This is a genomic window from Rhizobium viscosum (assembly GCF_014873945.1).
Lineage (GTDB): Bacteria > Pseudomonadota > Alphaproteobacteria > Rhizobiales > Rhizobiaceae > Rhizobium > Rhizobium viscosum.
Map to the genome: position 1 here is coordinate 1,271,361 of NZ_JADBEC010000002.1, position 21,574 is coordinate 1,292,934.

Here is a 21,574-nt window from a genome sequence, read left to right on the forward strand (position 1 = left end):
ATCTGCATGAACGGGATTGAGAAAAGCGAGATCTCGATACCGGGCGGCGACGCGATTGCGCTCGCCGCCCGGATCAGGAGCGGTGCATTTGATTGCACCGAAGCGATGAAGGCTGCGATTTCCGCTGCGAGGGCGAAGGATGCGCTGGGCGCGATCTGTCATCTCGACGAAGACCTTGGCCTGGCGAATGCTGCCGCGCTTGATCGCGAGTATCGGGACAATCCCGCCATGTTCTCCGTCCGGCCGTTTGCCGGTGTGCCGACACTTGCCAAGGATCTCGGCGGCCCATTCAAGGGTCTTCCGGTTCGCGCCGGCTCACGGCTCTTCGACGGCATGCTCGATCCGTCAGCAGATTCCGATCTGGCGGACCGTTTTCGTCAGGCCGGTTTCAGCCTCTTCGGTCTCACGACCAGCCCGGAAGTCGGCCTCTCGCTCGCAAGCGAACCCATGCGCGGACCCGTTTGCCGCAATCCGCTCGATCCGTCCCGCACGGCGGGTGGCTCTTCCGGTGGTGCGGCTGCTACGGTCGCAGCCGGGATCGTGGCGATTGCCCATGCAACGGATGCCGGCGGTTCCATTCGCGTGCCCGCCGCCTGTTGCGGTCTAATCGGCCTGAAGCCCAGTCGCGGCGCCATTCCGGGTGGCCCGGGCTTCGGCAATCATCTTGGCGGCATTGCCAGCGAGCTGTCAATCTGCCGCTCGGTCCGCGATGCCGGCGCAATATTCGACGCGCTTCATGGAAAACCCGCCGGCCCTTACGCGGAGCCGGCGCTCTACGGGAGCGAAAAATCCCGCCTGCGCATCGGCCTGCTAACGGATACCGGCAGCGACTTTCCGACCGAGGCTGCACGGCAGCAAGCAGTAGGAGCTGCGGCCCGCAGCCTCGAGGCGGACGGACATGAGATCGTTATTGTGGAATGGCAGCGGCTTGAAGCAAGTGTCATCGCGAGTACCGTCATTTTCGCCGATATCATCGCAATCAATCTGGCATGGCTCGTCGATAGGTTCCATCTTGACCTCTCGAAGGCCGAACCTCTGACGGCAGCCTTTGCGGTGCGCGGGGCCAGACTTGCGCCGACTGCGCTCTGGCAGAGCCTCAGCACCATGCCGCATGTCAGCCATGACCTCTGGCACCTGTTCGACGATATCGACTGCCTGCTGACGCCGATGCTTGCGACAGCCCCTCTGCCGATCGGCTCCTTCCCGACCGATCATCAGGATACTGACCTGCATCTGAACCGCATGGCGCGCTTTGCGCCACTTGCCTGTCTTGCCAATATTTCCGGCTTTCCGGCGCTGACACTGCCTTTTGGAAGCGATGCGGACGGAATGCCGCTGCCTGCGCAATTGCTGGCACCGATGGGCCGGGAACCGCTACTGCTTGCCCTTGCCTTGCGGCTGGAAGCAGAGCAACGTTGGACCCACCCCCATGCCATTGCGGGACTTGCCTCATGACATCAGCTCCCGTGCTCCAGCTCGACAATATCAGCAAGCGTTTCGGCGCAATCCAGGCCAATGACGATATTTCGTTGAGCCTCGCCAGGGGCGAAGTGCTGGCCCTGCTCGGCGAAAACGGCGCCGGCAAGACGACGCTGATGAGCATCCTCTTCGGCCATTATGTGCCGGATGCCGGCACGATCCATATCGAAGGCAGTGAATTGCCGGCCGGCCGGCCGCGTGCGGCGATCCGCGCCGGCATCGGCATGGTGCACCAGCATTTCTCGCTCGCGCCAAACCTGACGGTGCTCGAAAACGTCATGACGGGAACGGAGAAGCTCTGGTCCTGGAAGTCGGACAAGACCGCTGGCCGCGCTAAACTGCTGTCGATCTCTTTGCGCTTCGGCCTCGACGTCAATCCCGATGCCCGGCTGGGCGACCTCTCGGTCGGCGAACAGCAGCGCATCGAAATCCTCAAGGCGCTCTATAACGACGCCCGCATCCTGATCCTCGACGAGCCGACGGCCGTGCTGACCAATATCGAGGCGGAACGTCTCTTCCGGACGCTTCGCGAAATGGCCCGGCAAGGTCTTTCGCTGATCTTCATCTCGCACAAGCTGGATGAGGTGATCGGTGCAGCCGACCGCGTCGTTGTGCTGCGCGGCGGCAAGGTCGTCGCCGAACGGCTGACCGGTGAGACCAGCAAGTCGGAACTCGCAGAACTCATGGTCGGCCGGCGGGTGACACGCCCGGTGCGCGAAGCGTCAACGCCCGGCGCTGTCGTCTTCGAAGCCGTCGGCGTCACCGTTTCCGATGGCGGCCAGGAGCGGCTGAAGGATATCAGCCTGCAGCTTCATGCCGGCGAAACGCTCGGCATTATCGGGGTCTCCGGCAATGGCCAGGCAACGCTCAACCATCTCGTCAGCGGCCTGACCGGCTGGATGAGCGGCGAGATCCTGCTGTTCGGACAGCCGGTCACCGAGATCAGCGTCGAAAGCCTGATTACTGCCGGCGTCGGCCGCATCCCCGAGGATCGCAACAAGGAAGGCGCGATCGGCGAGCTCGCCGTCTGGGAAAATGCCGTGCTGGAGCGCATCGGTTCATCGCGCTTTTCGCGCCGCGGACTGGTCGACCGCAAGGCCGGCATGGCCTTTGCCCAGGAGATCATCGGCGAATTCGATATTCGCGGCGGCGGACCGTCGACGCGCACGCGGCTTCTGTCTGGCGGAAACATGCAGAAGCTAATCCTCGGACGCAACCTGCATGACAGACCGAAGATCCTGATTGCGGCGCAGCCGACGCGCGGGCTCGACGAGGGCGCGGTCGCCGCGGTTCACGCCCGGATATTGCAGGCACGCAAGGAGGGCACGGCCGTGCTTCTGATATCAGAGGATCTGGACGAGGTGATCGGCCTTGCCGATCGCATCCAGGCCATCGTCAAGGGGCGCCTATCGCCGCCCATCGATGCGCAAAGCGCCGATCCCCGAAAACTCGGCCTGATGATGTCAGGCGAATGGACGTCCGAGGCCCAGCATGCGTCTTGAACGCCGCGATCACCGCCCGCTCTATCTGGTCGTGGCCGCTCCCATTGCTGCCGTCATTGCAGCGCTTGCGATTGCCGGTGTCCTCATCGCGCTTGCCGGCGCCCCCGTGTTCGAAGCCTATTGGCGTATCCTCACCGGCGCTTTCGGCACGCGGCTTTCGGCGACGGAGACGCTGACCCGGGCCACACCGTTGATGCTGACCGGCCTTGCCGCAGCCGTCGCCTTCCGCGCCCGGCTCTGGAATATCGGCGCCGAGGGCCAGTTCTATCTCGGCGCCATCACCGTCGCCGCACTCGGCTCCAAGCTTCTGGCGGGACTGCCCGCAGCGTTGCTTATCCCTGCCCTGCTGGTTGCGGGCGCCGTTGCCGGCATGGTGCTGATCCTTGTGCCGCTCTGGCTGCGGCTGCGCTTTTCCGTCGACGAAGTGGTCACCAGCCTGCTTTTGAATTTCGTCGCTCTGCTCTTCGTCTCCATGCTGATCGATGGCGTCTTGAAGGATCCGCTTGCCTTCGGCTGGCCGCAATCCATGCCCGTCAGCGATCACGCGCTGTTGCCGAAGCTGGTGGCGCGCTCGCGGCTGCATGTCGGCTTCATCATCGCCATCGCCATTGCATTTGCCGTATATTTTCTTCAGTCGCGCACTGTCTTCGGTCTGCGTTCGCGCGCCGCCGGTCTCAATCCTGCCGGCGCCGTCTTTGCCGGCGTTCCGCTTGGCATGACGCTGGTGAAAGTCGCCTGCCTTTCCGGCGGCCTTGCGGGTCTCGCCGGTGCGATCGAGGTGATGGGCGTCAAGGGTTATGTAACGACCGATCTCTCGCCCGGCTTCGGCTATTCCGGCATCATCGTCGCCATGCTTGCCAACCTGCACCCGATCGGCGTGATTGCCGCAGCCCTCTTCACCGCCACGATGTTCGTCGGCGCCGACGGCATGAGCCGGGCGCTCGGCATACCGACCTATATTGCCGATGTGACCGTAGCCGTCTCTCTGCTCACCATGCTAATCGCCCTGTTCTTCACCCAATACAGGATCCGCAGATGATGGCTCTGATCGACATTGTCTCCTCTGCAGGCCTCTGGGCCGCCGTGCTGCGCATCGCCACACCGCTGATCTTCGGCACGCTCGGCGCGCTGCTTTGCGAAAGGGCAGGCGTGCTCAATCTCGGCATCGAAGGCATCATGACCTTCGGGGCGATGATCGGCTGGCTTGCGGTCTTTCATGGCGCCGATCTCTGGACCGGCCTTCTGATCGCAGCGTTCGCCGGCGCGGTCTTCGGTCTGCTGCACGCGCTTTTAACCGTCACCCTTGGCCTGTCGCAGCACGTCACGGGCCTCGGTATCACGCTCTTTGCCTCCAGCCTCAGTTATTTCATTTTCCGGCTGGTCGTGCCGCTTGCCGGCACACCGCCGACGATCGTGCCCTTCCAGCCGATCGATATTCCCCTCCTCTCCGGCCTGCCCTTCCTTGGCCCGGCCCTTTTTGCACAGACGGCGCCGACCTATCTGGCGATCTTCCTGGCACTCGCGATGGGCTATCTGATCTTCCGAACGCCACTTGGCCTGACGATCCGCATGACCGGCGAAAACCCGCATGCCGCCGAGGCGCAGGGCATAGACCCGATCCGGATCCGTTATGGTGCAATCATTGCCGGAAGCGCCTTGATGGCGGTCGGCGGCGCCTTTCTGACGCTCTCGGCCTTCAACAGCTTCTTCCCGACCATGGTCCAGGGGCGCGGCTGGATTTCCATTGCGCTCGTCGTCTTCGCCTCGTGGCAGCCCGGCCGGGCCCTCCTCGGCGCCCTGCTCTTTGCCTTCTTCGATGCCTTCCAGCTGAGGCTGCAGACGGTACTCGGAGGTGTCGTGCCCTATCAGCTTTTCCTGATGACGCCCTATCTCCTGTCGATTGCAGCGCTTGCCGTGACGGCGCGGCGCGCCCGCGTGCCGCAGGCGCTCATGCAGCCCTATCGCCGCGGCGAGCGGTGATCCCATCCTTAAGAACCACAACAGACCGGTGCCGCCATGTTTGACCTGATCATCAGAAACGCAAATCTTCCCGATGGCCGCAGCGGCATCGATATCGCCATAGCAAATGGCGAGATCGCCGAGGTGGCTTCCAGGATCGAGGCCGAGGCCGGCGAGGAAATCGACGCAACCGGGCGCCTCGTCAGCCCACCTTTCGTCGATCCGCATTTCCACATGGATGCAACGCTCTCGCTTGGCCTGCCGCGCATGAACCGCTCGGGTACGCTGCTCGAGGGCATTGCGCTCTGGGGTGAACTGCGGCCGATCCTGACCCGCGAGGCCCTGGTGGAGCGGGCTTTGCGCTATTGCGATCTCGCCGTCTCGCAGGGACTTCTCGCCATCCGCAGCCATGTCGATACCAGCGATCCCAGGCTGGTGACCGCCGAGGCACTGATCGAGGTGCGCGAGAAGGTCGCTCCCTATATCGACCTGCAGCTCGTCGCCTTCCCGCAGGATGGCTATTATCGTTCGCCCGGCGGCGTTGATGCCCTGAACCGCGCGCTCGATATGGGCCTCGATATCGTAGGCGGCATTCCGCATTTCGAGCGCACCATGGCCGATGGTGCAGCCTCGGTCGCAGCTCTTTGCCGCATCGCTGCCGACCGCGGTCTGCCGGTCGACATGCATTGCGACGAGACCGACGATCCGATGTCACGCCATATCGAAACGCTCGCCGCCGAAACGGTGCGCTTCGGCCTGCAGGGCCGGGTTGCCGGCTCGCATCTGACCTCCATGCATTCGATGGACAATTATTACGTCTCGAAGCTCATTCCGTTGATGACGGAGGCTCAGATCAACGTCATTCCCAATCCGCTGATCAACATCATGCTGCAGGGCCGCCACGACACCTACCCGAAGCGGCGCGGCATGACCCGAGTGCGCGAGCTGATGGAAGCCGGCCTCAACGTTTCCTTCGGCCATGACTGCGTGATGGACCCCTGGTATTCGATGGGCTCAGGCGACATGCTGGAGGTCGGCCATATGGCGGTCCATGTCGCGCAGATGGCCGGCATCGAGGACAAGAAGAAGATCTTCGATGCGTTGACCGTCAATTCGGCAAAAACCATGGGCCTCGAAGGCTACGGCCTGGAAAAGGGTGGGAATGCCGATCTCGTCATCCTGCAGGCGCGCGATCCGGTGGAAGCGCTCAGGCTGAAGGCGAACCGCCTGACCGTGATCCGCCGCGGCAAGGTCATCGCGCGTTCGGCACCGCGGATTGCCGAACTCAATCTCGACGGGCGCCCGGCAACGGTTGACGGAGCTGCCTATGCACCGATCGTCCCTGGCGCCTAGAGCGTTTCATCTTTTGACGGAACCATATCCGGCATTTTCGAGATAGTTTTGGCATTCGGCGGGCTGGATGGTTTCGACCAGCCTGCCGATATGACGCCATGTGTCGTCGATGGTCCGCTTTTGTGCATTTCTCATCCAGTGTTTGATCTTGGAGAAGGCCTGTTCGATCGGATTGAGGTCCGGCGAATAGGGTGGCAGGAACCAGAGCCGCGCACCGGCGGCTTTGATCAATCGACGGATGGTTGCCGACTTGTGGCTGCCGAGATTGTCCATGACGACGATGTCGCCTGGCTTGAGCACCGGCACCAACTGCTGCTCGACATAGGCGCGGAAGCAGTGGCCGTTGATCGGTCCGTCGAAGACACAGGGTGCGGTAAGCCGATCGTTTCTCAAGGCGCCCAGGAATGTCAGCGTGCGCCAGTGGCCATGCGGTGCAAATGCCCGCAGTCGCTTGCTTTTTGGACCCCAGCCCCTGATCGGCGACATGTTGGTCTTGATCCAGGTCTCATCAATGAAGACCAGCCGTTCGGGATCGAGATGATTTTGCAGGGCCTTCCATCGCTGTCTTCTGCGAGCGACGTCGGCACGAGCCTGCTCAAGGGCGAACAGCGTTTTTTTTGAAGCGCAGCCCTTCGTTGCGAATGAATTCCCAGATCGTATTGTGCGAGACGGAAATACCTCGCGCGGACAACTCCGCCTTCAGGCCATGCAACGTCAGATGCGGGTTCTCGGCGAGCCGTTGCACAATGATATCGCGATGCGGTTCGAGTATCCGCTTGCGATGGCCGCCCATCTTGCCGGGACGAACCGATCCGGTCGCACGATGGCGCTGCGACCATTTCACGACTGAAGACGCGGCAATTTCAAACCGCGTCGCCACTGAACGAACGCTTTCGCCACTTTGCACGGCGGCAACAACGCGCTCTCGAAGATCATTCGATATCGGTGCGGTCATCGGATACTGGCCTCCATCCAGCCAGCATCAATGAATCAGAACAAAACTGATTTGGGAATCGCATTCGATTCAGAAAAACACGGAAACGCTCTAAAGCTCTTCTTGGGTGAACGCGCTCAGCGCTCGCCCTTGACCTGGATCAGATAAGGCGGCGTCAGGCCCGAGGGCATGGCGGGCAAGTGCTGGAGGATCTTCAGATTGGGATCCAGCGCCCGGCGCAGGTGATCTGCAAGTGCTGCGCAGGCCTTGTCGATATCGTCGGCGAGCAGCGCGTCATAAACGCGCGTATGCTCTGATATCATCATGGAAATTTCCGCTTCGGTGCGAAGCTTGGCGAAAGTCGAGTGCGTGGCGATGAGGACGCGTTGGCTTCGGCGCACGGCCGCAAGAAGCACTGTATTGGGGCAGGGCGCGAGTGAATCGAGATGGAGGTCTGCTTCCGCCCGCTCCAGCTTTTCCGGCGACTGCGGATAGGGGCCGAGGGATTTCAATCTCTGCCGGCGCTCCTCAAGACCTTCCTTCTCAAGGAAAGGATAAGCCTGCCGCAGAGCTTCCGGCTCCAGCAGGCGGCGCATGTCGTAGTGATGGCGAAAGACCTTGGCGCTGAGCGGGCCGGCATACCAGCGGTTATTGCTGTCCTGCTCGATGACACCGCTGCGCTCCAGCTGGGTCAGCACTTCATGGGCGATCGTGCGGCTGACGTCGTAATGCTGGGCAAGTGCCGTCTCGTTCAACAGGAAACGGCCATAGGCAAGACAGACGGCAACGGCATGTTCGACTTCCGGATAGATCTGCTCCCTTCGGTTGACGACCGGCACGGTGACCGAACGTGGCAGATTAAGACCCGCGGCAAAAAGGTCGCCGCGCTGCGGCTCACCGCCCGGCACGATATAGCCGCGCCCCTCGAAAGTCTGGATCAGGCCTTCCGACAGGAGCCGCCCCAACGCGATACCGGCCGGGATACGGCTGACGTTGAAGGCGCGGGCAATGCTTGCCTGCCCGAGAATGAGGCCGGGCTCCAGCGCACCCCGCTCCAGATGATCACGAAGAACCTGATAGATCGTCAGATAGATCGGCTCGGACCGCACAGCCGGGGCCGCGGTTTCAGCCTCCACCCCGCTTGCCATCGTCATGTCTGTTCCAAAGCCCGTCTGCCCATTCCCCGATGCGCCCTATCAGCTTGCGGGCGGTTTTTCCGGCGCGATCCATAATGAAGAAACCATGGATGGTTCCCTGCCATTCCTCGTAACAGACGTCATTTCCGGCGGCAATCAAGCGCTGTGCATAAGCGCGGCCCTCGTCGCGCAGCGGATCATGGTCAGCGGTGATCAGCAGGGTCGGCGCCAGGCGCGAAAGATCACTGGCGAGCAGCGGCGAGACGCGAGGGTCGGAGGGTAGCGTGCCGCCCGAAAGATAATTTTCCGCAAACCAGATCATCGTCGACTGTTGCAGTGAAAACCCGTTCGCGAACTCCTGGCGGCTTCCGGTCACGCCGGAAAGATCGGTAGCCGGATAAATCAAAACCTGTCCGGCAAGCGGGATGCCGAGATCGCGTGCCCTGATCGCCAGCGATGCGCAAAGGCTGGCGCCGGCACTGTCGCCCGCAAGGATCAGCCTCTCTGCATCAAGCCCGAGTGCCTCTCCTTTTGCTCGAAGCCACAGGAGTGCCACTTCGGCATCCTCCAATGCCGCCGGAAACGGCGCCTCCGGCGCCTTGCGATATTCGATCGAAAGCACGTTGGCCCGCGCCGCATTGCAAAGCGTTCGCACCGGCCCGTCATGGGTTTCGATACTGCCGACCATCCAGCCGCCGCCATGGAAGAAGAGGATGGTCCGCCTGGCGTCGGACCTGCGGTAGAGCCTTGCCTTCAGCTTCATTTCACCGTTTGGGATTTCGAGGTTCTCGATACCCGCAACCTCGTCCTTTGCCCCCCAAAGAAGAGCCAGCCGAACCTCGGAATCGGCACGCGCCTCCTGGGGCGAAAGCGTTTCCAGAGCCGGCCCGCCCAATGCGTCGATCTCCTCCAGCAGGGTTCGATATTCCGGCAGGAGCCTCGATCGATCGACCGGGGCCTGGTTTTCTTGCGGCTTCATCAACTCCTCCCGCCGATTGCCTGCCGAGATGGAACCGGAAGATGACAAAAAAGTCAATGATCGAATATTGCATGCGATATTCGATCATGTTAGCGATTGGGTATGGCAATGCTGGAAGAGGACTGGCTTGCCCAAACGGGAGGATGTCATGACAATTCGCAGTTTCATTGCTGCAGGCCTTGCATGCTCTGTGGCATTTGCGCCGCTCGGCGCTTTCGCCTCGGACAACAAGATCGCCTTGGTTCCCGGCGGTCCGCACCCTTATTTTGCGCCTTGGGAACAGGCCGCCGCCGATGCCGCCAAGGATTTCGGCATCGCCGCGGTCGAATACAAAGTGCCGAGCGAATGGAAGCTGGAGGCGCAGACCGAGCTTCTGGAGAGCCTCGCGGCGCAAGGCACAAACGGCTTCGGCGTGTTTCCGGGTGACGCAGTCGGCGTCAACGCCATATTGTCGGAAATGAAGAGCAACAGCATTCCCTCGGTCGCGCTCGGCGGCTGCGCACAGGATCCGACCGATGTCGGCCTTTGCCTGGCGACCGATGTTTCGCAATCGGCCTATCTCGGCACCAAGGCGCTGATCGAGGCGATGGGCGGCAAGGGCACGATCGTCCATCTTGCCGGCCTGCTCGTCGATCCGAACACGACGCTGCGTGTCAAGGCGGTCGAAAGGGCCGTCGGCGAAACGAATGGCGCCGTAACCCTGCTGCAGACCGTCGGCGATACCGACAGCCAGGAACAGGGCGACCAGAAGATCAATGCCCTGCTTGCCGCGCAGAAAGACAAGATCAACGGCCTGATCGCGACCGGCTATATTTCTTCGGTCGTGGCTGCGACCGCGCTCAAGAACCTCGGCGACAAGAAGATCAAGCTCGTCGGCATCGATGACGACAAGATCATCCTCGACGGAATCCGGGACGGCTTCGTCGCCGGCACCATGGCGCAGAACCCCTATGGTCAGGCCTATATCGGCGCCTATGCGCTGGACCAGATGGCCGGGGGCTGCAGCGTCAAGGCCGATGCCCCGTGGATCGCCACGCCGCAGACGGCGCATTTCGTCGATTCCGGCACGCTGCTGATCTCCGCCAAGAACGTCGACAGCTACAAGGACGATCTGAAGGCGCTGACGAAAAAGCTGCAGGCAAGCTTCAAGGACACTTACCTTTCCTGCAAGTAACAGGAGCGGCGCGGGGTTCAATCCACCCCGCGCCTGACCATTCCTATTCCACGAGACCGGTCGTCCGAGCGCATGGCACCCATCGACAATGATAGTCCCGTCCCCGATGCGGGCAGACACAGCCTGCTGGGACTGCTGACCAGAGGGCCCACGCAGCTGGGCCTGCTGATCATCCTTCTTATCCTGTGGTTCGTTTTCACCAGCGTGGCGCCCGGCTTCCTGTCGCGTTTCAACCTGAATTCCATGGGCCGCTCGGTCGCGATCGACGTGGTCGTCGGCTTCGCCCAGATGGTGGTGCTGGCGACCGGCGGCATGAACCTTTCCGTCGGCGCGATCGGCGTCTGCTGCGTCATGATTGCCGGCTATCTCATGCAGGCGGCCGGCCTGCCTATCCCTGTCTCGATCCTGCTCACGCTCGCCTTCGGCGGTTTGCTCGGCGCGCTCAATGGGTTGGCAATCGTCAAGACCGGCGTCAACAGCTTCATCGTGACGCTTGCGAGCGCCAGCCTCTTTTCCGGCGGCATGTTGATCTTCACCAAGGGCGTGCCACTTAACGGCCTGCCGGCAACCTTCGGCGCCTTCGGGCGCAGCGGCGTCGGCCCGGTGCCATCGCTCGCAATCGTTGCCCTCCTGATCGGCGCCCTGCTCTACATTCTCTTCAAGCATACGGTTCTCGGCCGCCAGATCCTCGCCGTCGGCGCCAATGCGCGTACGGCGGAAATGTCCGGTATTCCTGTCGGGCGGATCACGATCTTCGTGCATGTCCTCTCGGGTGTGCTTGCCGGCGCTGCCGCATTGATGCTGACATCGAGGCTTTCGGCCGCCATGCCCGCCGTTGCCGGTGACGACTGGCTGCTGCCCTCCTTCCTCGCCCCCGTCATCGGCGGCACCGCACTTGCCGGCGGCATGGTATCAGTGATCGGCACGATCCTCGGAGCACTGCTGGTTGCGACCATCCGCAGCGGCCTGCTTGTGCTGCAGGTCGGGAATTTCTGGCTGCAGCTGTTCCTTGGCGTCTTCCTGCTCTCGGCCATCCTCTTCGAGCGCTACCGCGCCAAACTCGCCATCCGCGAACAGACGAGGCGCGCATGAAAACGTTGCTTTCCTTCGCAGCGCGCACGCAATGGTCCGGCATCCTTGTCGGCGTCATTGCCGGCGGTATTGCACTTTCCTTCGCCTCGCCTGCCTTCATGACCGAATTCAACTGGTTCGTCATGCTGCGCAGCATCTGCGTTTCGCTGCTCGTCGCCTTCAGCCAGATGGTCATGCTGGGCGTCGGCCAGATGAACCTTTCGGTCGGCGCACTTGGTGGGCTCGTCGCCGTCGTTACCGGCGGACTGATGGATGTCTGGGGCCTGCCGGCGATCGTCGCCATCGGCATCGGCATCGTCTTCGGCGGCCTTGCCGGCTTTATCAATGGCTGGCTGACGGTGAGGACCGGCATTAACGGCTTCATCGTGACACTTGCGACGGGATCGGCCTTTGCCGGCATCAATCTCGGGATCACCAAGGCCATCCCCTTCTACAATCTTTCGCCTGCCTTCGTCGCCTTCGGCAATGGCCGTTTCGGACCCTTTCCGCTGCTGCTGATCGTGCCGCTGCTGGTGACCGTGCTGCTCGTCATCTTCTTTGCCCGCACGGTCGAGGGCCGCTACATGCTGGCGGTCGGCGGCAATGCCCATGCGGCGGAGCTGTCGGGCATCTCCGTTGCCCGCGCCACCATCATGGCGCATGTGCTCTCCGGCCTGCTGGCCGCAACCGCCGGCGTGCTGGCCGTTGCCCAGCTCGGTTCAGCGCAGCCGACGATCGGAGCGGACTGGGTGGTGATTTCCTTTGCGGCACCGATCATCGGCGGGGCGAGCCTTGCCGGCGGCTCGATCTCCATCCTCGGCACCCTCATCGCCGTGTTGCTGGTCGGGTTGATCCAGAATGCCATGGTGCTGCTGGCGGTCGATCCCTACTGGGTCACCTTCCTGCTCGGCGCGCTGATCCTCGCCGCGGTCTGGGTCAACCGCTACCGCGCAATCCGGGTCGGGGAGGATTGAGATGGCACTCATTCTGGACCGAATCGGCAAGTCGTTCCCGGGCGTGCGGGCGCTCAACAATGCGTCGCTGAGCCTCAATGGCGGCGAGATCCACGCACTGATGGGCGAAAACGGCGCCGGCAAATCGACGCTGATCAAGATCATCACCGGTGTCCATCGGCCAGACAGCGGGACAGTGACGCTGGGCGGCGCGCCTCTATCCCTCTCCTCGCCTCGCGATGCAATCGCGCTCGGCATTTCGGCGGTGCATCAGGAGCGTAACCTCATTCCCCGCTTCTCTGTGGCCGAAAACATTCTCCTGGAGGGGCTGCCGGTTCGAAACGGCCTCGTCGATTTTCGTCGCGCCAACGATGAGGCGCGCGAACACCTTCGCAAGGTCGGCCTCGATGTCGATCCGGCAACGGAAGTGCGCCGCCTCAGCGTCGCCCAGATGCAGATGGTGGAGATTGCCAAGGCGCTCAGCCACCAGGCCAAGGTTCTGCTGCTCGATGAGCCGACGGCGTCGATCACCGATGCCGAGACCGAAATCCTCTTCAGACTCGTGCGGCAGCTGCGCGATCAGGGAACGGCGATCCTCTTCGTCAGCCACAAGCTCGAAGAGGTCCTGAGCCTTTGCGACCGGGTCACGGTTCTGCGCGACGGCGAAACGACGCTGTGCGGCGCCCCGATGGCCGGCATGACACGGCAGACGCTGATCGAGGCGATGATCGGCCGCGCCGAGCGGCCGGTGATTGCTCGCTCCGGCAAACCGCAGGAAGGCACACCGAAGATCGAGCTTCGCGAGGTCGCGACAGCAGCCGGCCACGGCGATATCTCCTTTTCCCTCTATCGCGGTGAAATCCTCGGCCTCTACGGCCTCGTCGGCGCCGGCCGCACCGAGCTTGTCCGCGCTATCATCGGCAAGGACAAACTCAAGTCTGGCATGGTCCTGATCGACGGCAAATCGGTGCGCATCGGCTCGGTCGAGGAGGCGATCAAGCGCTTCCGTATGGGCTATGTCAGCGAGGATAGGAAACACGAGGGCGTCGTTCTCGCCCATCCGATCCGTTCGAATATCGCCATGACCGTCTGGGACCGGATCGCCTCGACCTTTGGGCTGATCGGCGCCGGCAAGGAGCGCAAGACCGCCGCACCACTTGCCCGGCAGCTGGAAATCCGCACGCCCAATCTGGAAAAGCTCGTCGGCAATCTCTCGGGCGGCAACCAGCAGAAGGTCTCGCTCGCCAAGTGGCTCGCCGCCGATGTCGATATCCTCTTTATCGACGAGCCGACCGTCGGCATCGACATCAAGGCCAAGGCCTATATCCATGAGCTTATCAACGGCCTTGCCGACAAGGGCATTGCGATCCTGCTGATATCGAGCGACATGCCGGAAATGGTGGCGCTCGCCGACCGTATCCTCGTCATGCACGATTTCAGGATCGTCCACGAGCATAAAAACGACCGCAAATATGAAACGGCAAGCCGCGCCATCATGTCGGCAATCCACGCGGCCGAGCCCGTTCAAACCCGCACGGCACGTTAGGAGGAACCATGGCCCGCATTGAGAAGATCGAATTGCGCATGGTGGACCTGCCGCCGAAGGTGAAGCGCACCGACGCCATCCAGAGCTTCGTCAGCCAGGAAACGCCCATCGTCACCATCACCGATTCCGACGGTGCCTCGGGCACCGGCTATTCCTACACGATCGGTACTGGCGGCTCCTCCGTCATGCGGCTTCTGTCGGATCATCTGGCGCCGCTCCTGATCGGCGAGGATGCCGATTGCATCGAGGCGATCTGGCACAAAATGGAATTTGCGACCCACGCCACGACGATCGGTGCGATCACCGCACTGGCAGTTGCTGCCGTCGATACAGCGCTGTGGGACCTCAGAGCGAAGAAACAGAAGCTGCCGCTTTGGAAACTCGCCGGCGGTGCCAAGGAAAGTTGCCCGCTCTATACGACCGAGGGCGGCTGGCTGCATATCGAGAAGGAGGCGCTTGTCGAAGACGCCCTGCAGGCGAAGGCGAAGGGTTTTTCCGGCTCGAAGGTGAAGATCGGCAAGCCGCATGGCGCAGAGGATTATGCCCGTCTGTCTGCAATGCGCACCGCGCTCGGTGACGGCTTCGAGATCATGACCGACTGCAATCAAGGCTTTACCGTCGATGAAGTTATCCGCCGCGCGGCGCGGCTGAAGGAGCTCGATCTTGCCTGGATCGAAGAGCCACTGCCGGCCGACGATCTCGATGGCCATATCCGGCTGTCGCGCTCGACCCCGACGCCGATCGCCGTCGGTGAATCCCTCTATTCGATCCGGCATTTCCGCGAATATATGCAGAAGGGCGCCTGCTCGATCGTGCAGGTGGATGTTGCCCGCATCGGCGGCATCACACCCTGGCTGAAGGTGGCGCATGCGGCCGAAGCCTTCGATATCCCCGTCTGCCCGCATTTCCTGATGGAGCTGCATGTCAGCCTGGTCTGCGCCATCCAGAACGGCAAATATGTCGAATATATCCCGCAGCTGGATGAACTGACGACCAAGGGCATGGAGATCCGAAACGGCCGCGCCGTCGCCCCTTCCGAATCAGGCATCGGCATCGAATGGGACTGGGATGCCGTGAAGGCCCGCAGCATCGCCGAGTTCACGACGGAAGTCAGGCCAGGGCGGTAGAACATGCAGCGCATGGGCATGGTGATCGGCCTGGAGCCGGACAAGGTCGCAGATTACAAGGCGCTGCATGCCGCCGTCTGGCCGGAGATCCTGGCGCTGCTCTCGGCCTGCAACATCACCAACTATTCGATCTTCCTGAAAGAGCCGGAAAACCTGCTGTTCGGCTACTGGGAATATGTCGGCGACGATTTCGAAGTCGATATGTCCAAAATGGCCGCCGATCCGACAAACCAGGCATGGTGGGCCGTCTGCATGCCCTGCCAAAAACCGCTTGCGATCCGCAAGGAGGGCGAATGGTGGGCGATGATGGCTGAAGTGTTTCACCTCGATTGAGACAGGATTACGCCCCATGTCAAATGCTGGCATCAGACGTCATCCGCAAGCCAGTAAGTTGCAAATTTGCGATCATTGCCCTATATGCAATCAATGATGAATGGAGGTGCTCATGGCTAGCATGACGATCCGAAATCTCGATGAGACGCTGAAAAAGCGGCTGCGAATCCGTGCTGCTATCCATGGCCGATCCATGGAAGACGAAGCGCGTGATATTCTGCGGTCCGCGCTGGCCACGAGCGAACCGTCTCGCAGTCTGGTGCAATCCATCAGAGCCCGCTTGGAATCGACCGGTGGAGTAGAACTCGATATTCCCACACGTGAACCTATTCGTGACGCGCCGGACTTCGAACGGTGATCATTCTCGATACAAACGTCCTTTCCGAGCTACTTGTCCCCTCTCCAAACACGACCGTTATCGATTGGTTGGCCAACCAGCAACCGGCTTCGATATTCACGACAGCCATAACAGAGGCCGAAATCCTCTTTGGACTGCGGCTGCTTCCAGAAGGGCGCAGACGTCGCGATCTCGAGGCCGCAATATTACCGATCTTCAACGACGATCTGTACGGGCGCATCTTACCGTTCGATCGAGACGCGGCCGATATATATGCCACAATAGCGACAGTACGGCGCGCGGCAGGTCGGCCCATTAGCCAATTTGACGCCCAGATTGCTGCTATTGCGCTGTCGCGCGGCGCCTCGCTTGCGACGCGTAACGAGGCTGATTTCGAGAAGATCGGTTTGGAGATTATCAACCCTTGGAAGGCAAGCTGAACTGGTCGCAAGACTGCGCTGCTGATCACGCCCCTTTGGACCAATACGAAGCGGTCTGACGCGCTACCATCCGATATACCATATGTCCTTGGAACCGATCTCCCGCGAAGGACGTTTCCTGCGCATCCCCGCCTGCAGACTTTCGAACTCATCGACAATTCGCAGACCCATGGAGCCGGATGACAACACAGCAGATCCTCGCATTCTCCGTCATCGCCATGATGATGGGGGTCTTTATCTGGGATCGGTTCAGATATGACGTCGTCGCTTGCTGCGCGCTTGTTCTCTCCGTCGCGGTCGGGATCGTCCCTCCGGACAAGGCATTTTCCGGTTTCTCCGATGATATCGTCATTATCGTCGGCAGCGCGTTGATCGTCTCAGCCGGGGTCGCACGTTCGGGCGTCGTCGACATGGCGATCAAGCGATTCTTTCCGAACCTCAATACGCTGCACAGCCAGCTTGCGCTGCTGATGATTGCCGTGGCATTGCTTTCCGCGTTCATCAAGAATATCGGCGCGCTGGCGATCATGATGCCGGTCGCCTTTCAGTTTGCCCGGAAGTCGAGCGTCTCACCGTCCCAATATCTGATGCCCATGTCATTCGCCGCCTTGCTTGGCGGCCTGATGACGCAGATCGGTACGTCGCCGAATATCGTTGTCTCCCGGCTGAGGGCGGAAATGACGGGCAGCTCCTTCACCATGTTCGATTTCACGCCGGTCGGCGGTGTCCTGACGATCGTCGGCATCACCTTTCTGATCTTCTTTCACTGGCTGGTGCCAAGTCGTACGAAACAGGGCAGCTCGATCGAGGAAGCGGTCGAAATCAAGAACTATACCTCGGAAGCGCTGGTTACGGCTGAATCGGCTGTCTTGGAAAAGCCGATCAGCGTTCTCGTCAAACCTGGCGACGGCGAGGTGATTGCCACTGCCGTCCTGCGTGGCGCGACGCGCATGTCCCCCTTCCCTGATCTGACACTCCGGGAAAACGATATCGTGCTGCTGGAAGGTCCGCCGGCCGCGCTCGACCGCATCGTATCGGCCGGAAAGCTGCAGCTCTCCGGCAAGCCAATCATAGGGAGCGGGCAGATGAAGGCGGAGGTCATCTCGATCGAGGTGGTGATCGGCCAGGAATCGCCCCTGAAGGGCCGTTCCGTCAAGCAACTTGCACTCGCCTATACGCGCGGCGTCAATCTGCTGGCCATCAGCCGGCATGGCGAACGATTGAAGGAGCGCCTTGCCAATCTGACACTTGCCGCCGGCGACGTGCTGGTGCTGCAGGGAAGCCGTGAGAACCTGCCGGTCGTCATGCAGGATCTTACCCTGCTGCCACTTGCCCAGCGCGAGATATTGCTTGGCACGCGCCGGCGGGCTTTCATTCCGCTGGTCATCCTGGCGCTTGCCATGGCGACGACGGCGGTCGGCATTGCGCCGGTACCTGTCGCCTTCTTTGCAGCCGCCCTCGGTATGGTCGTCTTCCGGGCGATCCCGCTTGCCGATATCTACAAGTCGGTCGACGGCCCGATCCTCATCATGCTTGCAGCCTTGATCCCCGTCTCCGATACCCTGCGCACCTCAGGCGGCAGCGACCTCATTGCCCATGGGCTTGGCGACTTCGCCAAGGGCCTGCCGGCCTGGGGCGCGCTGGGCTTGATCCTTGTGGCAGCGATGGCCGTGACGCCCTTTCTCAACAATGCTGCCACCGTACTTGTCATGGGGCCGATCGCCGTCGGTTTTGCCACCGATCTCGGCTTCCGGCCGGAGGCCTTCCTGATGGCGGTGGCGATCGGCGCTGGCTGCGATTTCCTGACCCCGGTCGGCCATCAGTGCAACACACTGGTCTTCGGCCCAGGAGGATATAAATTCTCCGACTACCCGCGCCTCGGTCTTCCGCTGTCGTTTCTGATCGTTATCGTCAGCATGCCGGCACTCTTGTATGTGTGGCCAGTAAACTGATTGCTGACACGCGGGTCAACAGAACGCGCTAGACGCGCAGAGCAGAGCCAGATCTTGCCACGCGATCTGCTTATAACCCGCATCACAATCGTAGCGCTCCACATCGAGCATGATTCCATACTTTTCGAAAAGTCTTCCATTGCTTGTGGAATTGGTAATGTCACCCGAACCCGGCAGTCGTACCCGAATAGTGACGGTCCTTAACCGAAACTCTCTCACCGGCTAGACCTTCTTTGGCTCAAGCATTCTTATGCTTTCGACATGCCCGCCGCCTCACCATGGGCGTACAGCGGATTTTTTGTGCAGGGAAGAGGATTACAGGGCAGCGACGCTCGCCCGTAGCCGGGGTGCGGCGAAATCCAGAAAGTGGCGCATCTTGAGCGGCATCTGGCCACGGGCGAGATGGACCAGGTGGATGGGAGCGGGCTCCGGTTCGAAGTCCTCAAGCACGAGTTTCAGCGCGCCGGCTGCGACCGCCCCTGCGACCTGATAATACAGCAGCCTGGTGACGCCAGCGCCGCGGATGGCGGCCTCGGCGGCCGCCTCGGTGGTGGTGACGGAAAGCCGCGGGCTGATCAGCACGTCAATGGCCTTTGCAGCTCCGGGCTTCTGGAACTGCCAGCCGGCTGTTGGCGTCAGGATCTCGACACTGATGCAGGGCAGGCCCAGGAGATCGGCCGGCTCCTTCGGCGCACCCCGGCCGGCAAAGAGGGCCGGACTGCCGCAGACGACCCTGCGAACCGAACCGATGCGCGTGGCGACCATGGCGCTGTCGGGCAAATTGCCGATGCGCACGGCCATATCGACATGCTCGTCGACGAGATCGATATTGCGGTCCGCCAGCATCAGCCGCACGTTGATGGCCGGAAAGGCTGCCAGAAAGTCCGCCACGACAGGCAGCACGTGAAGGCGGCCGAACTGCACTGGAGCTGTGATCACCAGCTCGCCCTTCGGCATGGCGAATTCGCCGGATGCCTGACGCTCGGCCTCATCCACCTGCTCGAGGATGCGCCTGGCGGCATCGACATAGGTCGCGCCTGCATCGGTCAAGGCGATCTTGCGGGTTGTACGGGTAAGCAGCTTGGTTCCGAGCAGCGTTTCCAGATCGGTGATCTTGCGGCTCAGCGTTGGCAGGGGAATTTTCAGCGACCGGCTGGCCGCCGACAGGTTTCCCCTGTCCACCACCTCCAACAGCATCGACATGGCTTCGAACCGGTCCAATCTATTCTTCCATTTTCCGGTAAAATAACTTTCATTTTAAGCATATTCTCTTCGTGGATGGAAATCGACACATTTGCATCGACAAGCCAATCACGGCCTGCCGAGCAGCGAAGGAGATCTCCATGTCCCGCATTTCCATTCCCGCCAAGGACGACGTACCGGAAGCAACAAAGCCAACGCTCGACGCCATCCAGAAGGCGCTGGGCTCTGTTCCGAATATCTTCCGCCTTGTCGCCAACAGCCCGGCTGCGCTGACGGCCTTCACCAGCTTCCAGAACGCACTTTCCCGAACATTCGATGTGAAGACGCGCGAACGGATCGCGCTGGCCGTCGCTGAAGTGAACGGCTGTGACTATTGCCTGTCCGCCCATACCTATCTCGGCCTCAACTTCGCAAAGATCAGCCCGGAAGAAATCGCCCTCAATCGGAAGGGTGTCTCGGCTGATGCCAGGGCGCACGCTGCCGTCAGCTTTGCCGTCAAGATCGCCGAGGCACGCGGTCATGTAACCGATGCTGATATCGCGAACGTCCGCGCTGCCGGCTTTTCGGATGCGCAGATCGTTGAAATCGTCGCTCTGGTCGCCGAAAACACCTTCACCAATTATCTGAATGAAGTCGCCAAGACCGATATCGACTTCCCGGTCGTGCTCGCGGCCGATGCTGCCTGACGGATGAGGAGCGGGCCTAAAGCTCCGCTCCCTCAAAACCTTGAGGAGATGGATTATGTCCTACGGATTTCTCGACATAGCCTCGACGCCCAGCGTGCGCGCCGCCCAGGCAGAAATGGGCGTCCAGGACTTCTGGACCAACCTGCCGACCGACAGGAGCTTCGACCGCTTCACCGAAAACGAGAGCGCCTTCATTGCGTCGCGCGACAGCTTCTATATGGCCTCCGTTTCCGAAACCGGTTGGCCCTATGTCCAGCATCGGGGCGGCCCGCAAGGCTTCCTCAACGTGGTCGACGATCGCACGCTCGCCTTTGCGGATTATCGCGGCAACCGTCAGTACATCAGCGTCGGCAATCTGGCGGCGAATGAGCGGGTCTGCCTCTTTCTCATGGATTATCCCCGCCGCGCGCGGCTTAAGATCTATGCCCATGCCGAAAAGCTGGCGCTCGATGCCGATCCTGCACTGACGGAGCTCGTCGCCACGCCCTCCTATCGGGCAAAGCCGGAACGCCTCTTCCGACTGCGTCTGGAAGCTTTCGACTGGAACTGCCCGCAGCATATTACGCCGCGTTACACCGAGGCGGAGATCACCATCGCCGTCCAACCGCTTCGCCAGCGCCTTGCCGAACTGGAAGCCGAGAATGCCATCTTGCGGGCGCAGGTTGCTCCGGCCGGAGAAAGCAAAGCGTAGGTTACGGGCTTTCCGACGCTCGCGCCTGATACCGTGCCCGAGATCCTAGTGGATGAGGAACTGGCTTGAGACGGCGGATTGACGATCCTCTCCATCCAGCAGGTCGAGAGGTGCGTCACCGTTCTTGAGGACAAGGCTTTCGATCACCTTGGAAAGCGTATCGATCGCAATTCCCGTGCCGTCACCGGCGGCCGGTTGCTGCTCGTCCGCAGCTTTTGCCGCATTGAAGCTTTCCTGCTTTTGTGCGATCCACGCCTTGAAGGTTTCGCCCTTCATGGCGGCAGCCGACGGGATGGTCGACGTAATGGAAGCGCCATCGGGAAGGTCTGTGTGAATAGTGAATTCTTCCGGCGGAAAGTCTCCCCGGTTGGCAGTAATTGTCTCCACAAGAGCAATGTGACGCACGTTGTTCGGGTGGGCCAATTGTCCATACTTCGAAGCGTCCAACTGCATCACCGCATCGTAGGTCTGCGAGAAAGCTTTTCGCAGACCCTCGCTGCCGGCGAAGGCCTTGGAAATTGCCTCGGCGACAGCCGGCGTGCCCGCCTTGTACACGGACGAAGACAAAAAACTCGCGACCGAGCCGCTGGCTGGCCAGTTCGGCTTGATCAGGCGTAAAGAGGCGTAGGCATTGATGACGAAAGAAGGCAGGGCAGTCATGGCTTGTGTCCTCGGAAAACCAGACCACCGTCATCGGTGAGCGGTCCTGAAAAGAGCTG

The 21,574-nt window shown here is 61.4% G+C and carries 21 protein-coding genes; 16 read left to right on the top strand and 5 right to left on the bottom strand.

All coding sequences use genetic code 11. From position 1 onward, the window contains the following. The first annotated feature begins 6 nt into the window (after positions 1-6). From H4W29_RS26645 to H4W29_RS26665, 5 genes are read left to right on the top strand one after another with little or no spacing between them, the layout of a single operon-like run. The gene (locus H4W29_RS26645; RefSeq protein ID WP_192731821.1) at positions 7-1,455 is read left to right on the top strand and encodes an amidase; all 1,449 of its coding nucleotides are present in this window, start codon (positions 7-9) and stop codon (positions 1,453-1,455) included. Beyond that, the gene (locus H4W29_RS26650; protein WP_192731822.1) at positions 1,452-2,981 is read left to right on the top strand and encodes an ABC transporter ATP-binding protein; all 1,530 of its coding nucleotides are present in this window, start codon (positions 1,452-1,454) and stop codon (positions 2,979-2,981) included. Before H4W29_RS26645 ends, H4W29_RS26650 begins: the two co-directional genes overlap by 4 nt. Next, the gene (locus tag H4W29_RS26655) at positions 2,971-4,020 is read left to right on the top strand and encodes an ABC transporter permease (protein ID WP_192731823.1); all 1,050 of its coding nucleotides are present in this window, start codon (positions 2,971-2,973) and stop codon (positions 4,018-4,020) included. The genes H4W29_RS26650 and H4W29_RS26655 overlap by 11 nt, the downstream gene beginning before the upstream one ends. After that, the gene (locus tag H4W29_RS26660) at positions 4,017-4,961 is read left to right on the top strand and encodes an ABC transporter permease (protein ID WP_192731824.1); all 945 of its coding nucleotides are present in this window, start codon (positions 4,017-4,019) and stop codon (positions 4,959-4,961) included. The genes H4W29_RS26655 and H4W29_RS26660 overlap by 4 nt, the downstream gene beginning before the upstream one ends. A gap of 36 nt (positions 4,962-4,997) precedes the next feature. Continuing rightward, the gene (locus H4W29_RS26665; protein WP_192731825.1) at positions 4,998-6,293 is read left to right on the top strand and encodes an amidohydrolase family protein; all 1,296 of its coding nucleotides are present in this window, start codon (positions 4,998-5,000) and stop codon (positions 6,291-6,293) included. A gap of 6 nt (positions 6,294-6,299) precedes the next feature. Here H4W29_RS26665 and H4W29_RS26670 read toward each other — a convergent pair. From H4W29_RS26670 to H4W29_RS26680, 3 genes are all read right to left on the bottom strand, one after another. Continuing rightward, positions 6,300-7,248, bottom strand: a protein-coding gene (locus tag H4W29_RS26670) for an IS630 family transposase (protein ID WP_192731826.1) whose coding sequence is annotated in 2 segments (ribosomal slippage) — positions 6,300-6,911 and positions 6,913-7,248 — 948 coding nt in all. Because the reading frame shifts where the segments join, the coding sequence is not laid out codon by codon here. Between the two features lie 116 nt (positions 7,249-7,364). Next, on the bottom strand, positions 7,365-8,381 hold the full coding sequence (locus tag H4W29_RS26675; protein WP_192731827.1) for a GntR family transcriptional regulator: 1,017 nt from the start codon (positions 8,379-8,381) through the stop codon (positions 7,365-7,367). Then, on the bottom strand, positions 8,353-9,342 hold the full coding sequence (locus H4W29_RS26680; protein WP_192731828.1) for an alpha/beta hydrolase: 990 nt from the start codon (positions 9,340-9,342) through the stop codon (positions 8,353-8,355). Before H4W29_RS26680 ends, H4W29_RS26675 begins: the two co-directional genes overlap by 29 nt. Before the next feature lie 148 nt (positions 9,343-9,490). Here H4W29_RS26680 and H4W29_RS26685 point away from each other — a divergent pair, with 148 nt between their 5' ends. From H4W29_RS26685 to H4W29_RS26725, 9 genes are all read left to right on the top strand, one after another. Then, positions 9,491-10,516, top strand: coding sequence for a sugar ABC transporter substrate-binding protein (locus H4W29_RS26685; RefSeq protein WP_192731829.1), 1,026 nt, complete (start codon positions 9,491-9,493; stop codon positions 10,514-10,516). A 72-nt stretch (positions 10,517-10,588) separates the two neighbouring features. Beyond that, positions 10,589-11,608, top strand: a complete 1,020-nt coding sequence (locus H4W29_RS26690; protein WP_192731830.1) for an ABC transporter permease — start codon at positions 10,589-10,591, stop codon at positions 11,606-11,608. Then, complete coding sequence (locus H4W29_RS26695; protein WP_192731831.1) at positions 11,605-12,561, top strand: ABC transporter permease; 957 nt, start codon at positions 11,605-11,607, stop codon at positions 12,559-12,561. Before H4W29_RS26690 ends, H4W29_RS26695 begins: the two co-directional genes overlap by 4 nt. Position 12,562: 1 nt before the next feature. Beyond that, positions 12,563-14,086 carry a sugar ABC transporter ATP-binding protein gene (locus tag H4W29_RS26700; protein ID WP_192731832.1) on the top strand — a complete coding sequence of 508 codons (1,524 nt, stop codon included), beginning with the start codon at positions 12,563-12,565 and terminating at the stop codon, positions 14,084-14,086. Positions 14,087-14,094: 8 nt separating this feature from the next. Then, the gene (locus tag H4W29_RS26705) at positions 14,095-15,213 is read left to right on the top strand and encodes a mandelate racemase/muconate lactonizing enzyme family protein (protein WP_192731833.1); all 1,119 of its coding nucleotides are present in this window, start codon (positions 14,095-14,097) and stop codon (positions 15,211-15,213) included. Positions 15,214-15,216: 3 nt separating this feature from the next. Beyond that, complete coding sequence (locus H4W29_RS26710) at positions 15,217-15,546, top strand: L-rhamnose mutarotase (protein ID WP_192731834.1); 330 nt, start codon at positions 15,217-15,219, stop codon at positions 15,544-15,546. 112 nt (positions 15,547-15,658) lie between these two features. Continuing rightward, the gene (locus H4W29_RS26715) at positions 15,659-15,904 is read left to right on the top strand and encodes a FitA-like ribbon-helix-helix domain-containing protein (protein ID WP_192731835.1); all 246 of its coding nucleotides are present in this window, start codon (positions 15,659-15,661) and stop codon (positions 15,902-15,904) included. Continuing rightward, complete coding sequence (locus H4W29_RS26720; protein ID WP_192731836.1) at positions 15,901-16,323, top strand: type II toxin-antitoxin system VapC family toxin; 423 nt, start codon at positions 15,901-15,903, stop codon at positions 16,321-16,323. Before H4W29_RS26715 ends, H4W29_RS26720 begins: the two co-directional genes overlap by 4 nt. Positions 16,324-16,502: 179 nt before the next feature. After that, complete coding sequence (locus H4W29_RS26725; protein WP_192731837.1) at positions 16,503-18,275, top strand: SLC13 family permease; 1,773 nt, start codon at positions 16,503-16,505, stop codon at positions 18,273-18,275. Positions 18,276-18,590: 315 nt separating this feature from the next. On the opposite strand, the gene H4W29_RS26730 is transcribed toward H4W29_RS26725, so the two are convergent. Then, a complete protein-coding gene (locus H4W29_RS26730) occupies positions 18,591-19,496 on the bottom strand; it encodes a LysR family transcriptional regulator (RefSeq protein ID WP_192731838.1) in 906 nt (301 codons plus the stop codon). A gap of 122 nt (positions 19,497-19,618) precedes the next feature. Here H4W29_RS26730 and H4W29_RS26735 point away from each other — a divergent pair, with 122 nt between their 5' ends. Then, positions 19,619-20,164 carry a carboxymuconolactone decarboxylase family protein gene (locus tag H4W29_RS26735; protein WP_192731839.1) on the top strand — a complete coding sequence of 182 codons (546 nt, stop codon included), beginning with the start codon at positions 19,619-19,621 and terminating at the stop codon, positions 20,162-20,164. A gap of 55 nt (positions 20,165-20,219) precedes the next feature. After that, entirely contained in the window at positions 20,220-20,855 is a 636-nt protein-coding gene (locus H4W29_RS26740) for a pyridoxamine 5'-phosphate oxidase family protein (protein WP_192731840.1), read from the top strand. A 45-nt stretch (positions 20,856-20,900) separates the two neighbouring features. Here the strand turns inward: H4W29_RS26740 and H4W29_RS26745 are convergent, their stop codons facing one another. Next, on the bottom strand, positions 20,901-21,515 hold the full coding sequence (locus H4W29_RS26745; RefSeq protein ID WP_192731841.1) for a hypothetical protein: 615 nt from the start codon (positions 21,513-21,515) through the stop codon (positions 20,901-20,903). Positions 21,516-21,574 lie beyond the last annotated feature (59 nt).